This window comes from Bacillus sp. FSL K6-3312, assembly GCF_038007485.1.
GTDB lineage: Bacteria > Bacillota > Bacilli > Bacillales > Bacillaceae > Bacillus > Bacillus pumilus.
Map to the genome: position 1 here is coordinate 3,005,351 of NZ_JBBOXI010000001.1, position 26,532 is coordinate 3,031,882.

The following is a 26,532-nucleotide window of genomic DNA, read 5'->3' on the forward strand; positions in this document are numbered from 1 at the left end:
GCCAGCCCCCCCTATTGTGGTATTTTTAACCTTTGTCCAGGGAAAATCCAATGCCCCGGCTGCTTAATATTGCGTTTGCTACGTTTAATCATCGCTAATTTATTGGCATTCCAAATACGCCGCCATTTTGTACTGTCGCCATAAAACCTGCCTGAAATGGCCCATAGCGTATCCCCTTTTTTGACGGTGTACATTTTTGGCGGTGTTTTTGAAGGCCTTTTCTTTTTCGTTTGTTTTGCTTTTTTCTTTCGTTTGATTTTCCTAGGCGATGCGGTTTTGTATTCCTTTAACTCGATCGTAAATTCACGATCGCCAATATCATATGACCCTTCTTTATGGGTGAAACTTTCAATGCTGCACGTCATATTGACTTTTGTCCCCGTTACAATCAGCCGCACAGACTTCTTTGAACGCATCATTCGTTCTATTTTCGCTATCGCATTCTCTGGTGATGGAATGCTTTTATATTCAGCAATTGGCGAATATTTCTTAGGAAATAATGAAGTGAATGATACTTGCTTAGCCGATGGGACATCAATAAAGGTCAGTTCTCCAAAAGAGGCAACCTTTACCGTTTCATTTTGTACGTTATTTGTGATTTCAAGTTCAGATGGAAGGACAGGGAATCGCAACTTGTCCTTTCCTTGGGAAATCCACAATTGATACACTGATTTACCCATCGATCACGACCCCCTTCGTTCCTGTATGAAGCTCTACTTCCAGTTCATCTACGAGCATTTGTCTAATTTTTTCGACAAGCGATTGCTGATCTTGTCCATTATGAAAATGCTGATCCCCATTGAATTGAATGGTGATTTGCTTATTACTTGACGATGCTGTACGACTAGAAGACTGAGCTGAGGTGACTTGCTGCATCTGTGATTCTGGTAAAGGAGCAGACGCATTTGCTGGATCATATACTTGCATCCCAAGTGCCTTGGCTGCCTGCGTTAATAAATACCTTCCGCGAATGCCTCTTTCTTCAGGAATGATCCATTCGCGTTTGTTTCCTTCACCGACTCTAGCAACCTGCTCCTGAGTAATCAGTCCACCATTTGCGTAGCCTTTATAAGGTCCGCCTCTTCTCATACTTCGTAATCCCGGTGTATTGAAGACTGTTCCATATCTGCCATTAATGTAGTTAATGGCTGCTACGGCATTATGAATTGGGTTCCAAATGTCATTCATGCCCTTGCCTTTATTGGCGTTAAACGTCGGTCCAATGGTTTGCATTAAGCCTTTAGAAGGCGTTCCCTTCTTGGCGTTGGAATCCCATAAGTTGATTGCTCTCGGATTTCCATTCGATTCATGCTGCGCAATGGTCATCAGACCTGGAAGCCAGTTCATCGATGTGCCAGTTGCCATGAGAGCTGCCATGAGCCATTGCTGAACACTAAGACCCGAAGCCCCCATACCGCTGAAAGCTCCAATTAATGAACCAGCCTGATTTTCAGCAAACTTTTTCACATCAACTGAGTCGAGTCCTTTGACGACACCGATCGATGCGAATTTCCCAAGACTCATCATGACGCGTGAAGGGGAATGAATGTCTAATTCCTCTCTAAACGCCTGCTCTACTTTCTTCGCCATTTCTTTGGCGGCTTGTGTGACTTCACTTGCTTTTGAACGCATGCCACTGTTAAAGGCATCCATCATTCCTGAGCCCCAGCCTGGTGATTCTTGTTTTGCTTGTAGAAATGGTTGTTTGATGTGCTGATCTACGTATTGGCTAGTACCAACTGATGTGGCATTTTGACCTGTGGCAAAACCACTAACCGTTCCAGAACCCCAAGTTGGCGATGCTGTCATCACTTGTTGGTATGGTGCTTTTACACGACTTTGCAAAAAGCTGTCTGTTCCTGTAGGTGTCATCTGCTGACCATTCGCAAAAGCAACAACTGTTTGCTGACCATACTTATTTGAGTCTGAGGTCAATTGACCAAAAGGCTGCTGAATATTCTTTTGTTTCCATTGATCAAGTGTAATCACTTTTTGATTTAATCCTTGTTCAAAATCCTTATTAAATTGCTCGCCTATGCTGGAGGCTTGAATGTTCCCAGTCATCGAGACCGATCCGTCTATTGAACCGACAGAAGATGATGAAGCTACTGCTGTAGGAGCTGGAGAGCTTGATACTTCTTGATTTCCAGCTACTCCGCTTGGCATAACAGACATTCCAAGATGAGAAGCAGCCTGAGCAAGCAGCATCTTCCCGCGCCCTCGGTTATTTTGAGTTGGAATGACAAATTCGTTACCTGCTTCACCGACCCATGATAAGGTTGGCTGGGTGATATAGCCGCCTGTGGCTTTTTTATCAGGGTCTCCAAAGACATGTTTCAATACAAAATCAACCCCACCGCCAGCCTTATTAAACAAATCTTTGACCCACCCAAACGCTTTAGAAAACCCATCACCAATAGCTTCTGCTACTTTTACAATCGGCTTTTGAATGTTGTCCTCAAACCATTTGGATAATCCATCCCATATATCTGTCACCACTTTATACGCTTCTTCAAACTTTTTCCCGATGCTATCTTTAATGGTTCCTACTGTATCTACAAGTGGATTCCACACATTTTCCGTAAACCATGACGATACAGCTCCAAAGATTGATTGTATCTTTTTCCATGCATTTGATAATGCTGTCCAAATCCCTGTAGCGACTGTAACAACTGTACTGCTCAGTGGTGTCCAAACGTTTTCAATAAACCAGCCCGCTACTGCACTGAACGTTTCTTGTATCCATGTCCATGCATTGACTAGACTTGACCAGATGGTTGTTGCTACCGTAACGACTGTGTCGCTGAGCGGTGTCCAAACGTTTTCGATAAACCAGCCCGCTACTGCACTGAACGTTTCTTGTATCCATGTCCATGCATTGACTAGATTTGTCCAGATGGTTGTTGCTACTGTAGCGACTGTATCACTTAGTGGCGTCCATACATTTTCTGTGAACCAAGCCACGACTGTTGACCAAACTTCAACAATTTGATTTTTGATTTCAATGGCTTTTTGGCCAATCTTTTCAAATCCGCCTCCATCAAACCATTTTCCAATTGTTTCACCGATAGATTCTCCGCCCATACTTCCAGCGATGCCGCCTACTAGACCGCCGATGGCTGTACCTATCCCTGGGACTACGCTTCCAATAGCTGCACCTGCTGCTGCACCTGCCATTCCGCCGGCGATGCCGCCTCCAGTCGTACCAATCTTTTCACCAGCATTCTCTTTGTTCATACCGATTAGATTTGTTGCACTAAGTACACTTCCTAGAATAGGTACTTTCTTTAATAACTTGCCGCTCCCTTTACCTATACTTTTCATCGCTTTCCCTAATCCACTTAACCCCTTGCTACCTTTCACTAAACCCGTAAGTCCGCCAGCTGAAGCTGCGATACCCGCACCTTTCTTTAGTCCAGTAGGGATTTTTCCAAATAATTTGCCGGCATTTGTTTTCAGTTTCCCTAATCTACTTGGAGGTCTTCTATTCATTTCGGTTCTTGTTGTAGCATTTGGATTTCTCGTCTGTCTTGGTGAGCGACCATTTCGATTTTTAGTTTTAGTAGATCCTCCCCTGCTTAAACCTCTTGCACAGCAGGGGCAACAACTATTGCGAAACAAGCCTTTTCCACCTCGAGACTGAGGTTTCGTTTTGGGAGCTGGATTTGATGGTGCTGTTGTTGGTGCCGTTGTTGGTGTTGATGTTGGTGCCGTTGTTGGTGTTGATGTTGGTGCTGTTGTTGGTGTTGATGTTGGTGCTGTTGTTGGAGCCTGAGTGGTACTTTCACTTGATTGATCACTTGCACCTAAGAGTCGATCTAATCCAGCCTTCACCAATTGATCTAGTTTTTTTTCAGGATTAAATTTAATCTTCTCTTTAATTCTTCCAATCACATCTTGCTTGTACTCTTCTATTTTATTTTCAACCCAAGGAAGTGCCTTTTCATCCCAAAACTTTCTAGGACTCAATTTTTCCTTCACTTTATCTGCAACATCACCCGCATATTTTTGAATTTCACTTAATCCCTTATTGGCAAGGTTCTGGAGCCAGCTCTGTTTAGAATCTTCCGTTTTCACTGACGGACTAACAGCCTCAGGCTCTTTTTTGATGTTTTGTTCTTTCACAACCGACTCTGCTTGATCTCGTTTTTTCAACTTACTCTTTGCATTGTCTTGAACAGACACTCTGATTTCGTGTTTAGACATCGTCAAGCTTTTGAGTGTCTTTTTGATTCGTTGAATTGCAGCGGTGGCTTGGTCAACCATGTTTAATCTCATATAGTACGTTCTGTTCATGAGCTGAAAGATAGATTTTTTGATTGATGACATTTTACCTGACAATCGATCGTTTAGTTTAAACGTCAGCATAATGGGGCTTGTTCCCGCTTGCTTTAAACGATTTATGCTGGATTTAATGACATTTAGCCCCTTCGCTTGAATGGATATGACCAAGTGATTCGGGAGCATATTTAACTGATTGTTTAATGCTTTAAGATCACGAAAGATTCCTTGATCTAGTCTCATGGAAATCACTGACATTTTCCGAAGCGATAAACTGAAGTTTTTTAATTTCTTGTCATCTATATCCAGATTTATTTTCACCGGTTTTCTAAATGGTTTGAGCTGCTTCTCAAATGTTTGAAATCGCTTTTGTATTCGCAGCAGCTTCTTCGATACTTTGTCTTCTAATTCAAATCGTGCAGTGAGTTTCGCCAATTATTTCCCTCCTTTCTTTGCTTCTTTTTCTAGCATGTCTAGCTTGTAGCTGATGAGTCCGAATAGGAGTGCTTTGAACGGTCTTGGTGATTCGTATAAATCTAGGAGTTCAGATGGGGAGTAGTGAAGCTCATGCATGGCGTAATATAAAAACACGGCTTCTTTATCCCCATCTTTTATTAGTTTTTTGCTGCTTCTTCTAAATCTTCAATTTCGTCTTCGAATCCGTTGATTTCAATGGCCTTGTTTAACCAGTTTGCGTATTCACCGCCGACAGATAATACACGTTTTGCGACTTCAACTGGATCTTGTGTGCTGTAGGCTTCTCTTAATTCCTTTGAGCGGAAATCTGGGTAAATCGTTGATTCAATGGCAATACGTGCGTAGAAGCGTTGGCTGTCTAAGTCTTTCACACGGCCTCTTCCTTTGACATTTTTGAACGTGGTGTTTTCTTTTTCCAGTTCATCAATGCGTTCAGTTGTAATGGCTTTAAAGACAAAAGGAATGACATTCCCTTTTTTATCAACAAAACGCTTAGAAATTGGCACTTTGACCTCTTCTGCTTCTACTGTTTGTCCTGGCATAAAAAATGAAAGATCAAATGTTTGTTTTTCGCTCATGTTTAAAAACTCCCTTTGTTATGTTTTTTTGAATGCAAAAAAGCACATCCATTTTTGAATGTGCTTTCCAATCTTTTCATGTATAATTTAAATTGTACAATTGAACGGCTAGCTCAAGGGTGTCTGGCTCATCCCCCGATAGGAAGGGGGTGATGCTCATGTCAACATTTCAAGCACTAATGTTAATGCTTGCTTTCGGGTCATTTATCATAACCCTGTTGACGTATATAGACAAAAAATAGACTCCCCCTTGAGCTTTGGTAGGTAAAAGGGAAGTCTATCCTAAAGTATCCTATTCGATTAGCCAGCCCCTTGAGGGCCAAATTGTACAGTGCCGGGATGTTGACGCATCCTAGCTTCTTTTTATTTTATGCAAAGTACTTTGCATGTAAACATATTTCTAAGAAACTTTTTGGGGTTACACAGTCACTCTTTTGTAGCTACTCTGTAACTATGAAAAATTATACCATATCGTTGAATAAAATAAAAACAACATATATTTTCGTCATTTGTATGCCTTTTGTTCATTAAAAGGAATTCTTCAGCTTTTCAGGAAGATCAAAGTCCTCGAACGTAAACGGAACTTCTTCTTCTAGTGCTTCTGAATCGACATCCAGTCCAGCAATTTTAGCTGAATCGAAGTTGACATCAAATAATGTCACACGCTCAGTACCTCGGCCTGATGATTTATCGTCAATCACAGCTTGAAGAGTGAAATAAGGATCTTCCCCTTTTTTCACATAGTTGAGCATTAATTGAACGAAACGAGACGTAACTTTATAGAATGTTGCCGTTCCTGTTCCGTTTGCCCCAGTTGTTTTATGACCAGTCATTCGGCGGCCCATCACGTTGACTTCTGATTTGTTTTTTTCCACGTTTGCTTCAAACGTTTTGATAAAGGCAAGTTCCTCACCTTCTAAGAAAAGACGACCCTCTTTACCTGAAATTGTATTTTGCGCTTTAAAAGCCATCTTACTTCACCTCCACATTGAAATAGAATTTTTCTGCTGCATCTACTGGTTGAACAGCTAGATCGATAATAAATCCATCACGATCTTCATTGAGACCGATGACGATATCTGTTTCTGAGTTAAAGCCTGTAATGCCGCTGCCATCTTGAAGCTGTGTGAGATACTGTGTAATCAGTGTTTTCACAAGTTGCACTCCATCATCGGATGCTGGAATGTCATTGCCATTGGCTTTCCGTAATTTAATCAGATTTTTTAATTCAAACGTCAAATCATTGTTGATGGCATCAAGCACACGAATGATTTTGTTTTTCGCTATTTGTTGATTCTTTTCAGCTGTGAAGCTTGTTAAAGAGTTAATATCTTTTTCAACACTCACCGTGCGGTCTCTCGCATCAAAGGTGAAGAGGAACTCACCTTGTGATAATCGGTATTCTACTTGATCATTATCAAGGCGTTCTAATGTATCCACTGCTCCTTCGTATTCCACAAAGGTGAGTGACTGATTGAAGTTTGCACCTGCACTTGCACCTGCGACCCAAGCTGTTGTTTGAGCAGGTGTTAGTTCTGTTCCATCTTCCAGCACGACACCACTTGTCACATTGATGATGCCTTCTTGGTCAGCTGCATAGTTAGCGACAACGCCTTGCACCTTACGTCCTTGCTTATCACGTAGACGCTCGATAAATGAAGCGAAGGTTGCTTTTAATTGCTCACTATTATCGACTGGGAGCGCAATGACATCAAAGTATTCTGTTTCTGCTGCTTCTAGGAAAGCTGTATAATCTGCGACACTTGCCACACCGTTTTTTCCGCCGCTTAGTGCCACACCAGCTGTGATAACTGCTTCACCTTCACCAGAAAATTGAACATATTTGTTTTTCACAAGATCTTTAACATCCGTGACAACCTGCTTATCCACAATATCTGTACCAAGATAAGTGATGACGTCACGTTTTGTGCTGTCGAGTACATTTTCTGTCACTTGGATGGTGATCTCATTTCCCTTTAGACCGCCATAATTGGCTGTGACCACAAAGTTTTCTGAGATTTCAGCTTTGGCTGGCTCCCCTTCGTTTAGGCGGTAAAGCAAAACCGTTTGCGCTTTTTTCTTTGCTTCACGGAAAAGAAGAAGCGACTTGTCATCAATATTAAGTCCAACCTTTTTATTTAAGTCTTCCATATTGGAAACGGAAATAAAGGTTTTTGGTTCTCCCCAGCTCATCACAAGAGGAAGTGCCACCGTACCTCGATCGCCTAAAGTAATTCGCTGCTCTGCTGTTGTTTTAAAATTAAAGTAAATGCCAGGACGCTTTTTCTCTGTACCTGGTGTAAATGTGCCTCCGTTCATCCTTTAAACCTCCTTGGACAAAAAAGCATCAATGTGCTTTTTCGCTTCTGTTTTTGTAATTGGTTGATGTTTGATATAAAAAAGAGCACCTTCAAGGATTTCTGGTTTAACCCCAAAAAGATCCTTACTGTGCTCCTTTAAGGCTTCAAATGAAAAGCCAAATTCTTTTTCTTCACCAGCTGTTTGAGCGGGCTCTGCTTTTTTAGTCTTGCTCACGTTTGATCACCCCATCTGAGAAATTGATATCTTCAAGGCTTGCTTGTTTGTCTCGGTTGTACCAATAACTGCTATCCCACGTCAGGACAATCGCTGCTACGCCTTGATCTAACATTTTGGTTTCCACTCTTTTTATGCGGACATAATCATCAAGCACCTCTCCATCTTCACTCATCATCTGAATCATTTGACGATCAGCAAGCAATGCATCAACAATCGTTTCTGCCGCGTCATGCGCTTTTTCTGAATCCATATGAAACACTTTCACTTGCAGCGAATAAGATTTCATAAACGTAGATACCGTATCTGGACCGCTGATCACTGTTACGGGCGGCACATAAACGGATGGTACTTGAAAACGCTCTGGTAAAAGTCGATCATACATTGTCACAGGAAAGTGTGTGTAAATATAATGCATGATTGCCCCGACTTCTTGATTCATTTCATCACCTCCCAAAATGTCGATCGAACCAGCTTTGAAGCTTTCGATCCAGCGACCGTTCAAACATTTGCTCATAGAGCATGACAGCATGATCCCAGTAGCCATTTCCATCTATCCATTGAGAGGCAAGCATCATTCCTGTCTTTGCATTCGGATCGTATTCAAAGCGGCTGCCAGCCCACCTGCCAGGCACCCATCTTCGCTCTCCACTTGAAGAAGTAGCATGTCCGTCATTGACATAGGAGGCATATTCAAGCTGCGTTCCCACTTCAAGTGTGAGACCACCTTTTGACATGAGAAAATGATTCTCCTTGTCTCCTTGCGTAAAGGAGCTTAGAAGCCGGCCTGTATCGACAGCATTCTCCTTGATTAGCTCATCCTGAATGATGTCCAAAAGCTCTAGGCCCATATCCTCTAGCCAATCTTGATATTCTGCTTTTAAGCCGCCAGCACACGCTGTTTCCAGCTGTGAAAGTAGCCGGTCAAGTCCATCAATTTTCATAGATTTTCCTTCCTGACTGCCATCACTTCAATGTGATGATTTTTCATTATTTTGGGCTGCTGCAACTTAAGTGAGACGCCGTTCCACACCATTTTGTCATGTAGGCGAATATCACTTGCTAAAGGAAAATGGACAAGATAAGATTGATAAATCACTGTATTCGGCTCTTCTTGCACAAGTGACTGATTTTTTTCTATGACATAACAAGCCAGGTCCGTCAGGCTAGGCGCATCGGGATAGGAAAGAGTCATTTGTAAGTCATCAGCTGGAATCCCAAATTTTCCTCGGGAAGCCTCCTGATGTTCAAGGTGAAAAAGATCACAGCGGTCTGTTAAGAGAGATTGATAACTCATAATGATCTCACCTTTAATTTGGTACTGCCGCCCGATAATGATGGTTCAATGTAATCGACAAGCAGGGCATATACATAAGGTTTGCCTTTCACTTGATCAGCTGCCTTCGCATATGAATAATCACCCATTTTTTCTGACGTAAAGCCTTTCATCATAGATTCATCATCATTCAGCATGGCAAAATATTGAGCCATTTTTAATAATGCGATTCTTGCTTTTTCAGGGAGGGGCTGATATTTTCCGCTTGAGAAATCATGACCTACGATCTGAAATACCGCAGCTTCTGCTTCGATAATATCTGCTGTCAGTCTTTCTACAGATCGATTTTTCACACGCTCAAATACAGAATAGGCTTGCAGTTCTTCAGGAGAAATAATCATGACCTGCCTTCACCTACTCTTTCACTTTCATCACTTTTGCTACAGCATCCTCTTCCTCAAATTTGCTGTCTAGCTTCGCTGTTAAGACAATAATAAATTTCCGGCTGCGAATATCTTTTTCTACTTCAATTCGAATATGACGAGAAAAACCTACGATAATATTTTTAGGGTGTGTCAGCAAAATATCTGATACGTCTGTTCCCGCTTCGTCATATGGCTGCATATTGGCAAGACCTTTGACCGGCACACCGAATGCAGAAGAAAGACCGCCTTGAATCACCGCATCTCCGAGAGTTGTCTGACGGTTTGCTACTTGATCCTTCCATTCCACCTCTAAACTTGGGGATGTGTAGAAACGGAAATCCTGAGGTACACGTAAATATTTTGACGGCATCGCTTTATAGGCTTGTTTAAACATTTGGCGGCTAATTTCCGCTCCATTTGCATCAACAATATGAGATACTGCTTGTTTTCTCACGCCATCCATTTGGGCTAAAAACGGGTCTGCTGAAGTCGTATCCCCATTGACAATGAGCTCTTCAATATCAACGGCCGCTCGTTCAGCCAGCATTTGCATAATGGTCTGCTGAATTCCGTCTTTTTCAATATTGTTTTCAATGCTGTCGTAGGTCATATGAATTTCTGCAATGACCTCTTTTGCATTTAGCTGGACAGTGCTTGTCGCTGGGACAACACGGTCTTTCGCATCAAGCGCTTGGCCCTCTTCTGCTGGACGCAAAATACGCTGGCCAAAGCCGATTTTTTCGATTTTTTGTGAATCACTTTCCATCGGAATGATGCGTGCATCATTTAAAACGGTCGGTGTGTTTTGCATCATTCTAATGAATGTGTTGGATTGGGTTGCGTTCATGAGACCGCCGGTTTTTAAGCTGGCAAGTGTCATTTCGGCCTTGCGAATCAACTCTTGATTTCTCACACTGTTTCCTCCTTATTTCGGCTTATAGTAAGCCATCCCATATGGGTTTTGTCGTGTCGTTTTGTGTATCGTGGATTGTTTGTTTTGATATGCCCCTTGCCTTTTCAAGCATGTGAATCCGCTCTGAAATAGGCAAAAGCTGCTCCTGAAGCACTTCCTGCATCGCTGCTTTTTCTCTGCTGGCTGATTTCTCTAAGGAAGAGAGCTGATGACGAATCGGTGCAACGACTTGCTCGAGCACTTTTTGGACAGGTTCTTCCCCTGTTTGTTCTGTTTCCTGCTGTTCAGCCTGCTGCAAGACGTTTTCGATGGCCTTTTTTGCTTTTTCGAGCTCTCGTACTTGATCCGTCGTCAAAGCGGCCTCTTCTTTTTGTACGTCTGCTGGCCTTTCACCAATCGTTTGAAGGACATCCTCTGACTTCAGGATGTCCTGCATGATTGGAATGAGCTGTTCTAAGGCAGCTCTTACTTCCGCCTCATCACCATCACTTGACTGTAAGGTTTCCAGCAGATGGTCTAAAACGTTCCAAAATGGTTGTGACATGTTTGCACCTTCCTCTTTTAAAAAGAAATTTTTCAGCAAAGAAAAAAGCCCTCTCTCATTTGTATCTTGAGATAGAAGCTGATCTTGTTCTTCTATGGCGACGATGTCCGCCGTTCCAGCCATTGAATAGCCTGTAATGTGGCCTTTCTGAATTTGATCCCAAATCTCTTGGGAAGCCTTTGTCACAAGCACCCAAGATCCTTTGCGAATGAGCTCCCCGCCCACTTCAACATCAGCCGGAGCAATATATGATTCAACCACTTCGCCAACACCATCCTGAAAATCATGCTGCTTGTCAATATGACGGGCATCCTTCATAAAGCCGTGTGCCGCTCTTTCAATTTCCTTGGCTGTCATAAAGTCTTGATGTGCATCAGGCGTATTCGGCTCATACACGACACCGTACACGAGGCGATGAGCATCTTCTGCCTTTGTCAGGACACTGACCTCCTTTTGAAAGTCAGGCCGCTTTTTCTTTGCTTTCATCAAAAAGAATTTCTTCTTGTTCGCTGCTTTGTCCACGTAGGAAACATGCGTAATTTTAGCGTTTTTTAGTTCTCTTGGCATATGTTCACCCCCTTTCAAAAAAGCGCACTCGCTTCTGTTTATTTCGTCAGCTGGTCCGGCTCTGGTTGAGGCTTTTCTTCAGCTGATTTCATGCGGCTTTCTAAAGGGCGGTGATACAGTTCCTCAGGCCATTCCTCTAGCGTTTTTCCGAGGATTCTTCCTGCTAGATCGCGCAAATCGTTTGGTGACACTGCTCCCGCCTGAATAAATGGTGTCAGTACCTTGGCAATCTCTAATGGGTCTCTAAAATCAGGACCATTTAATAGAAAACGGACATGCCAAATTTCAAGATCCGGCAGAAAAAGCGTATTGAGTTTTCCTGTGATGAGATGTCGTTCCGGCTGAAATACTTGCTCTTCTGTTGTTTTACGCGCGGTATCTGCTGTCGCTTTGTTATAGTCTTGAGACTCACCTGTGTAAATTGGCGGAAGGCGAAACGCCGAGCGGATTTTGTTTCTTGTTTTTTCATCGTATTCTAAAAAGAGCGCATCTTCTTGCAGGATCTCGGCTAGAGATTTGAAGTTTACTTTGACATTTGAGACATCTTCTTCTCCGGTTAACCCTTTTTCTGTTGGCAGACCTTCAACTTCAAGCAATAGAAATTTATGTGCATGATCAGACCCTTCAATATCGTCCATATAATCTTGAAGCTGCTGATAAGAGGATTCTGACAGCATCCCATTTTCGACAATGATGGCACCTGGTACATGCCGTCCTTGTTTAAAATAAAGATAGTTCAGCTCCTCTGCCTTGCGTGCTCCGTACATATTGACGATGTTGCCAATCCAGCGGGGAATCCCATACGTTCCGCTGCCAATTTTAAAATGAATTACTTCTGTTGCGCGAAGCGGCTCTGGTGTGGTGTCATCGTACTTGCCTGTTTCACAGTGCAAAATGCGCGGATCACCATACTCCTTGAAGAAGACTTTCTTTTCGTTGATCACCTGCACATATTTGCGGAATCGTTTCTTTCGATTCATTGTTCTTAATTCGCCATTTTCTGTGTAACTGAATTCAACGTCGACTGGCTCACTAAGCTTGCAAATGCGGATATGGAGCGCATCTAAATACTCGATTCCGGCCGGCTTTCCTTGTCCATCTCTCAGCACCTCTAAAAAACCATTGCCCGTTTTCTCTCGGTCTTCGAGGACATAGCCAAGAATCACATCAGCGGACTCATCATAATTCATGTACTTCGTAAACTCTTCAAGTCTTGTCCATTCCTTTTCTGCGGCTTTCTTTTTTGCCGGTTTTACACCTTCTGCATTAAAGTCAAAGGCATATTCCACTCCAAATCCAAAGCCTAAAATATTCGTTTTGTACGCATCAATACATTGCTGAAGAATGGTTGAATATTCTGCCATGCTTTTTAATTCATTAATGTTGTAAGGCGGGGGAACAATGTCATCTTTTTCATAGGAAAATTCATCTGCATACATTTGTTTTGTATGATCAGACATGTTTGCCTTCATAATCGTTGCTTTCAATTGTTTCATTGTATGGACCTCCTCTCTCTGTTTGGACGGACACGCTCTGAGGCGGTCTGTTTCAAATCCGTCACTTCATAATCATCCAGCGCATACCAGATGGCTGATAATGTATGCGGATCGATTTGAAATGCATCTTCCTCTAAACGTCCATCCTTATCTGCCTTATAGGTCAGTGATTGAAGTTCATAGATTGTATACGGACAAGCATCAGAGCAAATGATTTTCTTAAACCGTTTGATCTTTTTCGTATATTGCAAACGCGAACCTTGGAACTTATGTGCTGCCACCATTTGAAATCCAAGTTGCCGAAAATAGTGAATGGTTTTAGGCTCAGCTGCATCGGCTTTGATGAGTTCCTTTGATTCAATGAACTCTTTTAGGTCAACAGCTGTTTCATCATCTGTTTTCCCGCGGTCGTAATATTCCCAGTAAATATATAAGTACTTTTTTTCATGGTCGACGGCTAATCGAATGAGCGCATTGTATGATTCAACAAATCCAAAATCCATGCCTGCTCGTTTTAGCGGCCGATCAATCTGCTGAATGGCTTCTAATACATCAGAATGATTTCTTACCTCAAATTGAGGAAAAACCTTTGTTCCATTGATGCCGAAATAGCCCTTCCTCGCAATTCGATAGAGGTCTGGGTCGTATTCTTTCAGCTCATCCAGCTGCTCAACATAGCTTTTAGGGAGAAATAGGTTATCTTCCGCTGTGGAGTGATGATAGTACGTATCCTTGATCACAACGGTGCGTTTTTTGTATAAGGTTTCGTCATCTAGGACAAATCGCTTCAGCTGTTCATCTCGAAAGAAATGTCTGTACGTCCAATTATCTTGACCAACAGGATTGGTCGATAACATCATATAAAGCGGTAAGGACGGATGCCTCAATCTTCCAAGCAGCTCTTTAAAGCCTTCATAAGAAACCTCTGAACACTCCTCAATCCAAATGATCGAGATGTTGTTAATCGATTTCAATTTCTCAGGCTTGTCCAGCCCTTTGAATAAGATGCTGCTGCCATTTCGAAACGTCAAGGCAAGCGGCGAACTGCGGCACTTCACTACATGATCGATGCCAAGATCGCTGACGATCTCTTGTAAGAGAGAAAAGGTTGATTCGCGGTGCGTATCATATACTTCTCGAATGACAAGTGCTGTCCGTTTTTCTTCCAGCAGCTTTAAAATGAGTTTTAACGCAATGTGATAGCTTTTCGAGGAGCCGTAGCCGCCTACTAAAAATTGAAACTTTTGATTCCAATCGAATAGAAAATGTTCAAAGTGAGGATTGACTTCTTTTTCAATCAATGACGTCATGAGTTATCCTCTTTTCGCTTGATCATGATGTGAAGATCTTCCTCTTTTTCTTCGCGCACTGCTTTTTTTGTTTTTTCGATGGTCAGTTCAATTTGCTTTAGCCTTAATCTTCGTTCATCCTTCGCATGTGCAAGCTCTTCAAACTGTTTAATGAGACGCCTGAGCTCTCCCATTGCACGGGATTGGGCATTTAAAAAGGTGGCATGCCGATCCCATGAAAATTGAAACGAATATTCTTCTGTGCTGATTTCTTGTTCTGGCTGAATGCCTTCTACTGTTTCTTCTAATGAAGAAGGCATGTATGCCGCCTTTTTCAGCTCTTTGATCATGTCATCTTGATCTGACACATACATGATGCGCTGCGCCCGAATAATGGCAGCATATTGAATTTGAATTTGATCCCAGATTAAATCAAGCGATGTACGCCCGCTCATTTTCTCCATGATTTCAATTGTTTCATCTGAAAGAAACTGATTGAAGATCGAGTGTGCCTGCTTTGACGAACCTTTTTGCCTTTGCCATCCGTATCGTCTTTTCCATGATTTCACGGTATGGATCGAGACATTGTAATGATCAGCAATTTGCTGGTACGTCATCCCTTTCATATAATCTTGCTTGGCTTCTATCCGTTTATCTTTCATTTACATTCACCTGCCGCCTCCTTTTAATTCGAACGATTTCCTGTGAAGGAATCATTTGTGTAGGGCTAGCAAACATCCGTTTGGTCTTTCTAACTATAGGTGGCAACTGTAAGACAAGTGTTGCTCCATTTATTTTGTAAAAGAAAAAACGCCTATTCAGCTGCTTCGAATAGGCGTTCTTGTACTTTTTTGGACATCTTTGTCCGAGCTCTCTCCATATGTTTTTGGACAGTTCCTTTTTTCACATCCAGCATAATCGCAATCTCGCTAAACGATAATCCTTGTGTTGTGTGCATGAAGAATACGTCCTTTTCTCGATCCGTTAAAACGGACAAGGCTTCGTCAATTCGTTTCTTGTCCCGCTCACTGACTTCTTTTTCATTTTCTTGGATGAGTGTATATTCATGTGATAAAGCCTCTAACCCTTCTGGATTTGCTAGAATGGTGCGCTGATAGACTGAACGTCTGTCTAATCCTCTGCGTGCGCCTGGCTGTCTGCCAATTTGAAGCCATTCCACGACGTATTCGAGATCGCTGACCATACTTGCGATCATTTTTTTATCATGCTTGTCTTGAACGGACAGCTGATGTTCTTCTTTTTCTTTAAATGGTTCATATTGTTTTCTAGCATCCTTTAATGCTCGTTTGTATTCGATAAGTAAATCTTGCATATTGGCTCTCTCCCTTTTTTAAGAAAATAAAAAACGGACACCAATCAGTCCCCTTTTCATAGGGTCTTGATCAGTGTCCGCAGGCTTTCCGTCTTGGACGTATGATGTTGTGATCTGTTCAGTGATCTAGCTGATTTTAAAACCAATCTCGTGATCTACTCTTGCAAAATGACCTTTTGCCGTTTGGATAATGGTTTTTCCATGTTCAGGTACATCTATCTGATAAGCTGTTCCTACATTCCCATCTAACACGATGACTTGAATTTTTCCTGTTTCCATCTCACCGACAAATGTCTGGTTTTCTTGAATGAATAATTGTTTTGGCTCGTTCATATGCTTGTCTCCTTAATTGGTGAGGACTTTGTGCCATCACCTATCGTATTTAAAATGATTTCAATTCTTGGACGCATACTATAAAACTGGGAAACTCTTAAATCGACAATCTGTAGAGGGGCCCTATCCGCAATAGAATGAAGTGCTTCTTGAATATGGTGTAGTCGGGGCTGAAAGATGCTGACGTTCACTGGACGTATCAAACCTTTTTCTGCGTATGTACGCTTGATTTGACAGTCAGCTATGTCAAGCGGCATGTCGTCAAATAAACGAATCTCGAGTGATAGTGCGTCTTTTATTTTATGCGGGCATTGCGCTTTTGCTGCTGCTCGTATTCTTTTTATCAATGTATCTTTTGTTAACAAAAACTCTGCCTCAATAATGAAATGGATGACCATGTTATGATCTCCCGTCATCCTTTTCCCACTGACGGATGTTTTGTTCGTTTTTACTCGCTTTGAGCAAGCATTTGAGGATTGCCATGATTTTCTTCCATCGTTTCATGTCGTCTTGATTCCTCCTTTTTTGCTTCAGCGACCTTTTCCGCCAAGAGGGTCATGTATGTTTGCTTGTCTTCTGATGTGGAAAAAACAAACACCGGTTTCTGATGATGAAAGGTCATCCAGCCGCCAGCTTGGACTAAACAAAGCTGCGCTTCCTTTCTGGCATCAAACGTCATCTGATGTTTCATCTTCTTCAAATCCCTCCAGACTTTCCTCAATCTCTGCTTGATACCCATAACGTGTCATGTCATATGACCAGTAGCTTTTTGGATATCCAAAGTCATTCATCTGCGCTACCATTGGATGTTCAATATTCATTTTGTTTGTCTCTCCTTTTCAAAGAAGTGCTCTTCCTTTAAAGAATTACTCATTTCGTGTAACTTTTGATCAAAAAAAAGCTCTTGAACACCCCTATTTAGCAAATCTGCAATATGCTTTGCTATTTCTAAGCTGGGCTTCGTTCTGCCCATTTCTATATTTGCATAGCCGCTCGTGTACTTATACCCTAATTTTTTCGCCATATAGGTTTGTGTTTTTCCTTGGAAAATGCGTTCTTCTCGTAAATTTTCAAGTTTCATCTTTCCACCTCTTACTCAATATGTGTAAGTTATATTCATTATGATAATATACACAAAACGAGTAAGTCAATCATTTTTTATTCTTTTTGTGTAATTATTTATCTTTTCCGTGTAATTCATGATAAAATTTACTCATAACATGAAAAAAGGTGTTTCCAATGGATAATTTGACTGGAAAGATTTTAACTGAATTAAGAGAGAAGCATGGATGGAGCAAGTCAACGGTTGCTAAAAAACTCGGATTAAAGGCGATGTCCACTTATGCAAATTGGGAATATGGCTTGAGAAAGCCCGACGGTGAAATGATTGTGAAAATCGCCGAGTTATACGGGGTCTCAACGGACTATCTTCTCACAGGTAAGGACAAAGGCGGAATTGATGCCGACCTTGCAGACGATCCTGATTTGCAAATTGCGTTTAAGGCTGCCTCCGATTTTTCCGAAGAAGCACGAAGACAAACCATCGATTTTATTCACTACATTAAAGAAAAAGAGAAGCAAAAAGGCCGTCAGCCAAAACAGCGAGACGACGATTGATCATCTCTTTTCATAAAGCTTTACATTGCTGGGATACGCCCAGCTTTTTTTTATGTCTCTTTTCCCCCGAAAAAAGAGAAGACTCATGAATAATATGTGACAAATTTCACCATAAATACTCTTTTTTTCACATATTTTAATTGACATATAATACTATTATTATTAATATATGTATATACCAAAAAAAGGAGTGTTACCGATGAAAAAATTAATGAAAGCTTGTACACTGTCTTTAGCTGCTTTAGGTGCTCTTACGTTCTTCCAAACTGAAGGTGCTCATGCAGCTGCTCAGCCAAAAGAACCAGTTATAGCAAAAGCTCCTATTATGAATAAAGTGATTACAGTGAACCGTACGCTTACTGTAGGTTCTTCAATCGCCGTCTCTCTTCCAGCAAGTCAAATTTCTGTGTCAGGCGCAACATATGCCATTCAATTAGATCAAACAGCTCCGAACTTCACTTGGATTCGTGCCGTACAACGTGGTTCTGTCACAGTTTCCTACTATAATTCACTAGGCGAGCTTGTGATTAACTATATTACTGTTCGATAAGCTATAAAGCTTTACATATAAAAAGGCGATGACTTCATGATCATCGCCTTTTTGTGTGTCTTCAAGTATTTTTGTAGACTTCATTTATCCAATGCTTGCCAACGACTATCCATTATGTTAACTTTTAATAAAAATAAGTTAACATAATGAGAGGAGCTTATGATGGGAAAACCAATGTCTTTGTCTTGGGAAGCGATAGCAGAGAAAGCGCTGAAAAATGAACGGATCACGCTGCAAGAAGGTCTAGATATTCTTGAAGCTGACGATAGAGAATTATTATCTATCATGCATGCAGCCTATCAAGTACGATTTCATTTTTTTCAAAATAAGGTGAAATTAAATATGATTTTTAACGCAAAAAGCGGTTATTGTCCTGAAAACTGTGGTTATTGTTCACAGTCGATCATTTCTAAAGCACCGGTTGAACGATATACAATGCTTGATCAAAAAACGATTGTGGCTGGCGCGCGTGAGGCGCTCAAGAGAAAAGCGGGGACTTATTGTATTGTCGCGAGCGGCAGAGCACCTTCTCACAGAGAATTAGATGAGGTGACGGCAGCAGTAAAAGAGATCACTGAGACCATGCCTTTGAAGGTGTGTGCATGTCTTGGGTTATTAAATGAAGACAAAGCGAAGCGGCTGAAGGAAGCAGGGGTTCATCGGTACAATCACAATATCAATACACATCAAGATCATCATGCTCACATTACGACAACTCATACATATCATGACCGCTTGTCGACCCTTGAGGAGGTCAAACAGTCGGGCATGTCACCTTGCTCAGGGGTGATCATTGGAATGGGTGAAACCAACCAGCAAATTGTCGAAATGGCTTTTGCGCTCAGAGCCATTGATGCGGATTCTATTCCAGTCAACTTTCTTCATGCAATTGAAGGAACACCACTTGAGCATCAAGAACGAACACATCCGGTCAAAGCATTGAAAGTGTTGGCACTCATGAGGTTTGTCAATCCAACCAAGGAAATTCGAGTATCTGGAGGCAGAGAGTTCAATTTACGGATGCTTCAGCCGCTTGCCCTTTATGCGGCAAATTCCATTTTCGTAGGCGATTATTTGACAACAAAAGGTCAGCAAGTCCAAATGGATCATCATATCATTGAAGATTTAGGTTTTGACATAGAAGAATGTGCGTTATAAAAAAAGTCTGCCGGTGAATCGGCAGACTTTTAACAATAAGATTAGAATCTTTTATGGAAGTCGACAGTGCCGCTTCCTTCCTCACGGTCAAAGCTACCAACAAATGTCCAGTTAATATAGCCGCCGTCACCATTATTGACGAACGTCCCATCTTCGAATACCCAAATACCAAACGTAATACCATCATATTCAACACTATCATAGTAAACCACATTGTTCAGTCCGCTAAAGTCATGGTCTTGGCTTAAGTTTTGGACAACGACGTTATAGTTTTGACCTGCTTCATAGAAGGCGCTGTACGCTGCATTTTTAACGAATCCATCACGATTTTGAGATGATTTTACTGCTTGTTCAATTTTATCGGCAATGGCTACTGGATCAATAGAGACACTTCCATCAACACCTGTTGTCGTTGCAGCTTCAGCCGTTTGACCAAAAGTCGTAAGAGATAGAGGGGCAGCAACCATTGACGTAGCGATCACAGAACTAACAAAAAATTTGCTTGCTTTTCTCATTATTTCTAACTCCTCCTTTAATTGGTATGTTTATGTACTACCCCTTCTCTTGTCTCTTAAACACTAATTTATGAAAAAACTTCTTTTTCTACCAATTAAGAGGGTAATTTTACTGTTTAAAAGAGTTGGAATAACAAAAAAACTACTCTTTTTAAAGAGTAGTTTCCAGCATTACATGAATAGGATAAATAAAATCACACCTAGGATAATTCGATATATCGCAAAAGGCACCAGTTTGATTTTATTGATCAGTTTTAGGAAGAATCGAACAACAAAGAGAGCCACAACAAACGCACTCACAAAGCCGACGATAAAGAATGGCAGCATGTCTGTTGTTAAATATTCGGCATTTTTCACAAGTGTTAAGAAGCTTGCGCCCGCCATAATCGGCATCGCCATGATAAATGTAAAGTCAGCTGCCGCACGGTGATTCAAACCAAGAATAACCCCACCTGCGATTGTTGAACCTGAGCGAGAGAAGCCTGGCCATAACGCCAAACATTGAAACAGTCCGATATAAAGCGCCTGTTTGTACGTCATGTTATCGACAGAGCTTGTTTCTGTTTTACGTTTATTGATCCAGTCAGCGACAAGCATCAGTACTGCGCCTAAAATCAAACCGACAGCAACTGTTCTCACGTCAAACAAGTATTTATCAATATAATCTTCAAATAAGAATCCTAAAATGACGGCTGGGACGAGTCCTACTGCAATTTGAGCAATGGTCAGCTTATGCCCGCTGCGCTTTTGTTCTTCAGTGATATTTTTCTTTAAGCCTAACAAGTTCAAAATCCTATCCTTGAACACAATCATGACAGCTAAAATAGAGCCTAACTGAATCACGACTTTAAATGTGTTTGCCGCCTCTGGCGTAATGATTTCCTTTGATTTTAACCATAGATCATCGACAATGATCATGTGACCTGTAGACGAGACAGGTGCATACTCTGTTAATCCTTCGACAATTCCTAAAACCAGTGCCACGAATAAATCCCATAGATTCATGATTTTCTTTCCTTTCAATTCTGATCTTTTGAACAGGCAACCATCTATGTCCACATAAAGACAAGCTTTCTTCATCGAAAGCTCGTCTTTATGATACTATATTTTTTTCAAAAAAAGATTATGACATTAAACCTTTTCTTCTTTATACAAATTGGATCGCATTTTGAACCAATCAAACAAGTGGGTCGTGATGACCTTCAGGACGGCATATGTTGGAATCGCAACAATGATGCCGACTACGCTAAACAATTTACCTGCTGTTAAGAGAACAAAAATAATCGTGATTGGATGGATATGAAGGTTTTTCCCCATGACCTGAGGTGAGATAAATTTCCCTTCAATGAGCTGAACAACTGTCCAGACAATGATTAGTTTGAGCAGCATAATTGGTGACGTAACAAGGGCAATCACAATCGCTGGTGTAATGGCAATCGTTGGACCAAGGTAAGGCACAATACTTGTACATGCCGCAATGATAGCTAACAAAAAGGCATAGTCTAACCCAATGATCATATAACCAATTAAAAGAAGAACACCTATACAAAAGCTGACAATGATCTGTCCGAGAATATAAGAGCTCAGGCGATGGTTCATTTCGTGAAGCACGATATGTGTATGTTCTCTAAACTTATTCGGAATAAATTTCAAGAAATAGTCAGGTAATTTTTTGCCGTCTTTTAATAAATAAAACAGAATGAATGGAACGGTCACGATCGAGATGATGACTTCAGTGAGCGCCCCTAAGAATGTCCCCACTCCGGTAAAGGTACTTTCCAAAATTTTCGTCGCTTGACTTGACGCTTTGCTCACCAATTCAGAAACGTTAAAATTCATCGCTTTTTGCGCTTGATTAATGAAGTTGCTTCCCGTTAGTTGTCTAATCTGATCTTCTACCGTATCAACATATTTCGGAAGGTTATGAAACAGACTCATCATTTGCGCTTGTAAAAACGGAATAATAGACACGATCGTCACTGTAATAATGCCAATAATGACAATATATAAAAGCAAAATCGAAAAGATCCGTTTGACTCTAAACTTCTCTAACAAATTGACAATCGGATTTAATAAATAATACACGACCCCCGTTAAAATAATCGGTAAGGCGATGGTTTTGACGAGTACAATGAGCGGTGTGAAAATAAAGGATGTTTTCATGAAAACAAGGATATTCAATCCGATTAATAGCAGGACGAGTAAAAAGAGAACAAACTTGTTATCAAGAAAAAATTTTCTAAATCGACTGCTCCACATTTGCATAGAATTCATATCGTTCCTCCAAACTCGGGCTTATTTATGAATAAATTGTACACTACCTGATCATGATATGGTGGTCATTGTTTCAGCTTTTTATCCCATTTCGCAATAGACATCACCCATACAATTAGAATTGGCTGTCCTATCAGTCTTATCCATAGCAAAGACTGCTCTGTGCTTTCTTGACCTGGAAAGGGGATTCCCTCTCGTGCAGCAAATAAGTTTGCAGGGAAAATGAGGACAAGATAGACAGCAATGATTTTTGCTGCTACGATCCTGACATTTGGCAAAAGCAGCAAGACAGCCAGCAGCCATTCTAGGCATGCCGTCGCATAGACCATTACATATGGATATGGCCAGCCTGGCATCATACGGGCAAAGCCGCTCGGCTCTATCACATGAAAAATACCGGCTGTTATGAATAAAAGCGCAAAGACGTATGTACTTCCTATATGCAGGATTCGCTTCATGGTCGTTTCCTCCTCTCCCTTCTATCAGAGTATTACCCGAATGAAGGAAGAAACTACCCCTTTTCGTACATTTATATCCTTTATGTAAGACGCATCAGCCTATATAAAGGTTTCATCCGCTCTTCAATAAAAAGAATGTTCTTTCATACAAACGCTTTCAAAGGATGTATAATCAGAGAAAAGCAGAAGGAGGGAACGACATGATTCGATTTGCTGTCATCGGAACGAACTGGATTACAGATCGATTCTTACAGGCCGGTGAAGGAGTAGCTGATTTTACATGTACAGCCGTCTATTCACGGTCCGCTGAAAAAGGCCAGGCATTTGCCGAAAAATACGGTATTGATACAGTTTTCACGAACTTACATCAAATGGCAGAAAGTGATGCGTTTGATGCCGTGTATATTGCGAGTCCAAATGCCCTTCATAAAGAGCAGGCCATGTTAATGATGGAGCACCAAAAACACGTTTTATGCGAAAAACCATTCGCCTCTCACCGAAAAGAAGTGGAAGAGATGATTGCTGCAGCGAAAAAACATCAAGTGTGTTTGATGGAAGCGATGAAAACGACATTTCTGCCCAACTTCCTTCAAATCAAACAGCATCTTGATCAGCTCGGACCCATTCGGCAAGTGGTCGCTCATTACTGTAAATATTCCTCAAGATACGATGCCTACCGAAATGGCGAGATTCCAAATGCTTTTAAGCCTGAATTATCCAATGGTTCTTTAATGGATATCGGTGTGTATCTCGTCTACCCGGTGGTCTATTTATTTGGTCTGCCGAATCAAATCACCGCAAGAGGCTATAAGCTTTCTTCTGGTGTAGATGGGAGCGGCTCTGTCCTTTTACAATATGACGGGCATCAAGCACTCCTTTTTCATTCTAAAATTTCAACGTCTCATTTATCTGCGGAAATTCAAGGAGAGGATGCGACGATGGTGATTGATCAATTCCACCGTCCTTCGCGTATCACGATCCATGATCGGCAAGGACACCATACCGACATCTCTCTCAAAGATGATCAGCCAGCCATGTATTATGAAATCTGTCATTTTATTGAGTGTATTCAGCAAGGAATGATTCAGTCTCCGGTCAATACATTTGCCTTATCTGTTCAAACCATGTCCGTCATGGACGAGGCGAGAAAACAAATGGGCGTGAGGTTTCCTGCCGATAGATAAAATGAATGGGCATGAAATGATAAACAAAGGGCGAACATGATGTGCAAGTTCGCCCTTTGTTTTTTGTTGTGGATCCATTGTTTATGTTGCCGCTAACACATCCGCAAATGCTTTCACATATGGAGGAAGATCCGGCGGACGTCTGCTCGAGACGAGGTGACCATCTGTGACGACTGCTTCATCAAACCAGTCCGCTCCAGCATTTGTCATATCATCTTTAATACCAGGTGTACTTGTCACTTTTTTGCCGTGCAGGATTCCTGCTGAAATCAGCACCCAGCCAGCGTGGCAAATTTGCCCGATTGGTTTCGCCTTTTCATCAAATGAACGAACGATGTTTAACACTTCTGGATAACGGCGCAGTTTATCTGGCGCCCATCCTCCTGGGACAAGCACAGCATCATATTCATCCGCTTGAATGGAATAAAAATCTGCATCAGATACGGCCGGCACACCATACTTCCCGGTGTACTCATGATTTGCTTTTTCTCCTACAAGATGCACAGTTGCCCCTTCTTCTCTTAAACGTAGAACCGGATACCATAGCTCTAAATCTTCAAAATCATCACTGACAAACGCAATGACCTTCTTATTTGATAAACGCATAACATCTCTCCTATTCTTTCGATTTCCTCTATTGTACGAGATGACCTCTTAAAAAGAAAAGCGGTTCCCCTTGAGGAGAACCACTTGATCTTATTCGCTGATCTTAAATTTTTTAATTAAATCACGTAATTCTTCCGCCATTTGGGAAAGAGTCGTAGAGGAAGAACTAATCTCTTCCATAGAAGCAAGCTGCTCTTCAGCAGATGCAGCGATATCTTGGATGCTTGCTGAACTCTCTCGTGATACATCTGCAATTTCATTCACTGCTTTAGAAATTTGCTCAGATCCTTTTGAAAGCTCGCGTACTGTTGTATTCATTTCATTCATTCTTTTAGCGATTTCGGCTGTTTGCTGATTAATTTGTGAGAAGCTTTCTTTCGTTTGATCTGTAATGGAAAGACCATTCTTCACTTCTTCATTCACTGACTTGAACATATTTTGAGATGTTTCGATTTCAGATACAATTTCTTTCACAAGCTTTTCAATCTCTTTTGCTGAATCTGATGATTGAACTGCAAGTTTACGTACTTCCTCTGCGACAACAGAGAAGCCTCTGCCTGACTCACCTGCACGTGCTGCTTCAATGGCAGCATTGAGTGCAAGTAAATTCGTTTGATCCGCAATGCCGTTAATCACACCTAGGATGCTTGTGATGTCTTTTGATTTATGCTCTAGCCCGTTGATCACCCCTTCAGCTTCTTTCACTGAATGGTCGATCGTCTTCATTTGGCCAACGGTTTGCTCCACAAGCTGTCCGCCTGATTCCGCGACTGTTCTTGATTGAATAGATGACGCTGTGATGACATCAGATGTTTCTGCGACTTCGTTCAGTCCCTCATTCATTTGTTTTAAATGAGCCGCACTTTGTTCCACCATTTCGCTTTGATTTTCGTTGCCGTTTGAGAATGTTTCAATAGATGATGTAATGTGTTCGGTTGCTTTTGTTGTTTGACCTGCGCTTGCTGTCAGTTCTTCAGATGAAGAAGCCACGTTTTCTACAGATGTTTGTACTGCTTGGATGACATCTCTTAATGATTCACTCATTTCATTAAAGCTTGTGCCTAGCTGTCCAATCTCATCTTTTGACCGGACATCAATTTTTTCTGTTAAATCTCCCTCACTGATTTTCTTTGAAGAAGAGACAAGTATAGAAAGTGGTTTTGTAATGGAACGGATAATGAAGAAAATCAGAATCCCGCCAATGATGAGCGCGCCAGCTAAAATGATAGCGGCCATGTTAAAGACTGGCTGTGCAGCTTCTTCTACTTCCGTCACAAACATCGTACCAACAATTTTCCAGCCAGTCGCTTTGTTTGTGGTGAATTCCATTTGCTTTTCTTTTCCTTCAAACATATAACTCATAGAACCTTCATCTTGTGAATAAAGCTTTTCTAGCCATTCACCAGATAATTTTGTTCCAGCTTTTTTCGTAGGATGGGCAACAAAGGTACGATCCGGACTTCCGATAAAGGCATAGCCTTGTTTCCCGATATTTATGCTATTTGATTCTTTTACTAGATTTGCAATGTCTAGGTTCATTGCAATGACTCCTGATCCGTCCTCTAACTTTTTAGAGATGGTGACCACAAGCGTACCTGTGGAAGCTGTTGGATACGGTGCTGAAACAGACAGCTCTCCGTTTTTCTCCCAGCCGTCTTTATACCAATCCCGCTCCGTTGCGACATAGTCAGCAGGCATTTTTTTGTTAGGATATCTTGAAAACACTTTGCCATCACTTGAAGCGACAAAAATGCCTTCTGTGTCATCATTCATACTCATGAACTGTTCAAAGCGCCCTTGAATATCTGTCGTGCCTTTTTGCTTAAGCTTTTTCTCCGTGATCCATTTGCTAAAGAAATCGGCTGCGTCTGTTTTCACTTTCACAACCTTCGTAATATTTTTATCTAGCTGCTCGACGTTCTCCTTTGCACTTTGCATGATTTGATCATTTAAGGAGGTGCTCGCCGTATGATATGAAGAGAATGCCAATACAATGATTGGGCATAAAAGAATGAATAAGAAAGAGAATACGAGCTTTTTTGAAATAGATGGCTTTCTGAAATACTGTATGAATTTCATAAAAAAGAAAACTCCTTTTAGTAAGATAGTATATATATCGGAAG

General features: G+C 41.4%; 33 protein-coding genes. 5 read left to right on the forward strand and 28 right to left on the reverse strand.

What is annotated here, in order from left to right; translation table 11 throughout:
* Nucleotides 1–11: 11 nt before the first annotated feature.
* From MHI11_RS15790 to MHI11_RS15805, 4 genes are read right to left on the reverse strand one after another with little or no spacing between them, the layout of a single operon-like run.
* Entirely contained in the window at nt 12–680 is a 669-nt protein-coding gene (locus MHI11_RS15790; RefSeq protein ID WP_106066345.1) for a LysM peptidoglycan-binding domain-containing protein, read from the reverse strand.
* Nucleotides 673–4,716 carry a transglycosylase SLT domain-containing protein gene (locus tag MHI11_RS15795; RefSeq protein ID WP_340961503.1) on the reverse strand — a complete coding sequence of 1,348 codons (4,044 nt, stop codon included), beginning with the start codon at nt 4,714–4,716 and terminating at the stop codon, nt 673–675. Before MHI11_RS15795 ends, MHI11_RS15790 begins: the two co-directional genes overlap by 8 nt.
* Entirely contained in the window at nt 4,717–4,854 is a 138-nt protein-coding gene (locus tag MHI11_RS15800) for a hypothetical protein (protein ID WP_088002055.1), read from the reverse strand.
* A gap of 41 nt (nt 4,855–4,895) precedes the next feature.
* Nucleotides 4,896–5,336 (reverse strand): phage tail assembly chaperone, encoded by a 441-nt coding sequence (locus MHI11_RS15805; protein ID WP_012011040.1) that lies wholly within the window; start codon nt 5,334–5,336, stop codon nt 4,896–4,898.
* Nucleotides 5,337–5,488: 152 nt separating this feature from the next.
* Between MHI11_RS15805 and MHI11_RS15810 the strand changes: the two genes are divergently transcribed.
* A complete protein-coding gene (locus tag MHI11_RS15810; protein WP_080772987.1) occupies nt 5,489–5,578 on the forward strand; it encodes a putative holin-like toxin in 90 nt (29 codons plus the stop codon).
* 285 nt (nt 5,579–5,863) lie between these two features.
* Here MHI11_RS15810 and MHI11_RS15815 read toward each other — a convergent pair whose 3' ends face one another.
* The 18 genes from MHI11_RS15815 to MHI11_RS15900 form a co-directional block, all read right to left on the reverse strand.
* Nucleotides 5,864–6,307, reverse strand: coding sequence for a phage tail tube protein (locus tag MHI11_RS15815; RefSeq protein WP_003213309.1), 444 nt, complete (start codon nt 6,305–6,307; stop codon nt 5,864–5,866).
* 1 nt (nt 6,308) lies between these two features.
* A complete protein-coding gene (locus MHI11_RS15820; RefSeq protein WP_044140766.1) occupies nt 6,309–7,655 on the reverse strand; it encodes a phage tail sheath family protein in 1,347 nt (448 codons plus the stop codon).
* A gap of 3 nt (nt 7,656–7,658) precedes the next feature.
* Complete coding sequence (locus tag MHI11_RS15825; RefSeq protein ID WP_003212736.1) at nt 7,659–7,871, reverse strand: hypothetical protein; 213 nt, start codon at nt 7,869–7,871, stop codon at nt 7,659–7,661.
* The gene (locus tag MHI11_RS15830; RefSeq protein WP_044140767.1) at nt 7,858–8,313 is read right to left on the reverse strand and encodes a phage tail terminator family protein; all 456 of its coding nucleotides are present in this window, start codon (nt 8,311–8,313) and stop codon (nt 7,858–7,860) included. Before MHI11_RS15830 ends, MHI11_RS15825 begins: the two co-directional genes overlap by 14 nt.
* Nucleotides 8,314–8,317: 4 nt before the next feature.
* Nucleotides 8,318–8,815, reverse strand: coding sequence for an HK97 gp10 family phage protein (locus MHI11_RS15835; protein WP_044140768.1), 498 nt, complete (start codon nt 8,813–8,815; stop codon nt 8,318–8,320).
* Nucleotides 8,812–9,168 carry a YqbH/XkdH family protein gene (locus tag MHI11_RS15840; protein ID WP_044140769.1) on the reverse strand — a complete coding sequence of 119 codons (357 nt, stop codon included), beginning with the start codon at nt 9,166–9,168 and terminating at the stop codon, nt 8,812–8,814. Before MHI11_RS15840 ends, MHI11_RS15835 begins: the two co-directional genes overlap by 4 nt.
* Nucleotides 9,165–9,548 carry a protein YqbG gene (gene yqbG, locus MHI11_RS15845; protein WP_044140770.1) on the reverse strand — a complete coding sequence of 128 codons (384 nt, stop codon included), beginning with the start codon at nt 9,546–9,548 and terminating at the stop codon, nt 9,165–9,167. The genes MHI11_RS15840 and yqbG overlap by 4 nt, the downstream gene beginning before the upstream one ends.
* 13 nt (nt 9,549–9,561) lie before the next feature.
* A complete protein-coding gene (locus MHI11_RS15850; RefSeq protein ID WP_044140771.1) occupies nt 9,562–10,485 on the reverse strand; it encodes a phage major capsid protein in 924 nt (307 codons plus the stop codon).
* A 22-nt stretch (nt 10,486–10,507) separates the two neighbouring features.
* Nucleotides 10,508–11,596 (reverse strand): XkdF-like putative serine protease domain-containing protein, encoded by a 1,089-nt coding sequence (locus tag MHI11_RS15855; protein ID WP_044140772.1) that lies wholly within the window; start codon nt 11,594–11,596, stop codon nt 10,508–10,510.
* Nucleotides 11,597–11,634: 38 nt separating this feature from the next.
* Complete coding sequence (locus MHI11_RS15860; RefSeq protein WP_044140773.1) at nt 11,635–13,092, reverse strand: phage portal protein; 1,458 nt, start codon at nt 13,090–13,092, stop codon at nt 11,635–11,637.
* Nucleotides 13,089–14,390, reverse strand: coding sequence for a PBSX family phage terminase large subunit (locus MHI11_RS15865; protein ID WP_161792788.1), 1,302 nt, complete (start codon nt 14,388–14,390; stop codon nt 13,089–13,091). The genes MHI11_RS15860 and MHI11_RS15865 overlap by 4 nt, the downstream gene beginning before the upstream one ends.
* A gap of 8 nt (nt 14,391–14,398) precedes the next feature.
* Nucleotides 14,399–15,043: a phage terminase small subunit gene (gene terS, locus MHI11_RS15870; protein ID WP_044140775.1), complete on the reverse strand. Its 645-nt coding sequence runs from the start codon at nt 15,041–15,043 to the stop codon at nt 14,399–14,401.
* 152 nt (nt 15,044–15,195) lie between these two features.
* Nucleotides 15,196–15,714: a sigma-70 family RNA polymerase sigma factor gene (locus MHI11_RS15875; RefSeq protein WP_340961507.1), complete on the reverse strand. Its 519-nt coding sequence runs from the start codon at nt 15,712–15,714 to the stop codon at nt 15,196–15,198.
* A gap of 126 nt (nt 15,715–15,840) precedes the next feature.
* Complete coding sequence (locus MHI11_RS15880) at nt 15,841–16,047, reverse strand: XtrA/YqaO family protein (RefSeq protein WP_012011053.1); 207 nt, start codon at nt 16,045–16,047, stop codon at nt 15,841–15,843.
* Nucleotides 16,044–16,445: a hypothetical protein gene (locus tag MHI11_RS15885; RefSeq protein ID WP_044140778.1), complete on the reverse strand. Its 402-nt coding sequence runs from the start codon at nt 16,443–16,445 to the stop codon at nt 16,044–16,046. The genes MHI11_RS15880 and MHI11_RS15885 overlap by 4 nt, the downstream gene beginning before the upstream one ends.
* A 50-nt stretch (nt 16,446–16,495) precedes the next feature.
* The gene (locus MHI11_RS15890) at nt 16,496–16,738 is read right to left on the reverse strand and encodes a hypothetical protein (protein ID WP_065099047.1); all 243 of its coding nucleotides are present in this window, start codon (nt 16,736–16,738) and stop codon (nt 16,496–16,498) included.
* Entirely contained in the window at nt 16,716–16,868 is a 153-nt protein-coding gene (locus tag MHI11_RS15895) for a hypothetical protein (RefSeq protein WP_165840216.1), read from the reverse strand. Before MHI11_RS15895 ends, MHI11_RS15890 begins: the two co-directional genes overlap by 23 nt.
* On the reverse strand, nt 16,865–17,128 hold the full coding sequence (locus MHI11_RS15900; RefSeq protein WP_340961510.1) for a helix-turn-helix transcriptional regulator: 264 nt from the start codon (nt 17,126–17,128) through the stop codon (nt 16,865–16,867). Before MHI11_RS15900 ends, MHI11_RS15895 begins: the two co-directional genes overlap by 4 nt.
* A gap of 158 nt (nt 17,129–17,286) precedes the next feature.
* Between MHI11_RS15900 and MHI11_RS15905 the strand changes: the two genes are divergently transcribed.
* From MHI11_RS15905 to bioB, 3 genes are all read left to right on the forward strand, one after another.
* Complete coding sequence (locus tag MHI11_RS15905) at nt 17,287–17,664, forward strand: helix-turn-helix domain-containing protein (protein ID WP_044140780.1); 378 nt, start codon at nt 17,287–17,289, stop codon at nt 17,662–17,664.
* Nucleotides 17,665–17,863: 199 nt separating this feature from the next.
* A complete protein-coding gene (locus tag MHI11_RS15910; protein ID WP_003213146.1) occupies nt 17,864–18,214 on the forward strand; it encodes a hypothetical protein in 351 nt (116 codons plus the stop codon).
* A 162-nt stretch (nt 18,215–18,376) separates the two neighbouring features.
* Entirely contained in the window at nt 18,377–19,372 is a 996-nt protein-coding gene (gene bioB / locus MHI11_RS15915) for a biotin synthase BioB (RefSeq protein ID WP_044140781.1), read from the forward strand.
* A 41-nt stretch (nt 19,373–19,413) separates the two neighbouring features.
* Here bioB and MHI11_RS15920 read toward each other — a convergent pair whose 3' ends face one another.
* The 4 genes from MHI11_RS15920 to MHI11_RS15935 form a co-directional block, all read right to left on the reverse strand.
* Nucleotides 19,414–19,887, reverse strand: a complete 474-nt coding sequence (locus MHI11_RS15920) for a stress protein (RefSeq protein WP_340961512.1) — start codon at nt 19,885–19,887, stop codon at nt 19,414–19,416.
* Nucleotides 19,888–20,058: 171 nt separating this feature from the next.
* The gene (locus tag MHI11_RS15925; protein ID WP_034660680.1) at nt 20,059–20,892 is read right to left on the reverse strand and encodes an undecaprenyl-diphosphate phosphatase; all 834 of its coding nucleotides are present in this window, start codon (nt 20,890–20,892) and stop codon (nt 20,059–20,061) included.
* 126 nt (nt 20,893–21,018) lie between these two features.
* On the reverse strand, nt 21,019–22,161 hold the full coding sequence (locus MHI11_RS15930) for an AI-2E family transporter (RefSeq protein WP_003213553.1): 1,143 nt from the start codon (nt 22,159–22,161) through the stop codon (nt 21,019–21,021).
* A gap of 65 nt (nt 22,162–22,226) precedes the next feature.
* On the reverse strand, nt 22,227–22,619 hold the full coding sequence (locus MHI11_RS15935; protein ID WP_340961514.1) for a DoxX family protein: 393 nt from the start codon (nt 22,617–22,619) through the stop codon (nt 22,227–22,229).
* Between the two features lie 200 nt (nt 22,620–22,819).
* Here MHI11_RS15935 and MHI11_RS15940 point away from each other — a divergent pair, with 200 nt between their 5' ends.
* Nucleotides 22,820–23,803, forward strand: a complete 984-nt coding sequence (locus tag MHI11_RS15940) for a Gfo/Idh/MocA family protein (RefSeq protein WP_340961516.1) — start codon at nt 22,820–22,822, stop codon at nt 23,801–23,803.
* A gap of 81 nt (nt 23,804–23,884) precedes the next feature.
* On the opposite strand, the gene MHI11_RS15945 is transcribed toward MHI11_RS15940, so the two are convergent.
* Nucleotides 23,885–24,409 (reverse strand): type 1 glutamine amidotransferase domain-containing protein, encoded by a 525-nt coding sequence (locus MHI11_RS15945; protein WP_044140784.1) that lies wholly within the window; start codon nt 24,407–24,409, stop codon nt 23,885–23,887.
* A gap of 90 nt (nt 24,410–24,499) precedes the next feature.
* On the reverse strand, nt 24,500–26,488 hold the full coding sequence (gene tlpB / locus MHI11_RS15950) for a methyl-accepting chemotaxis protein TlpB (RefSeq protein WP_340961518.1): 1,989 nt from the start codon (nt 26,486–26,488) through the stop codon (nt 24,500–24,502).
* Between the last annotated feature and the right edge of the window lie 44 nt (nt 26,489–26,532).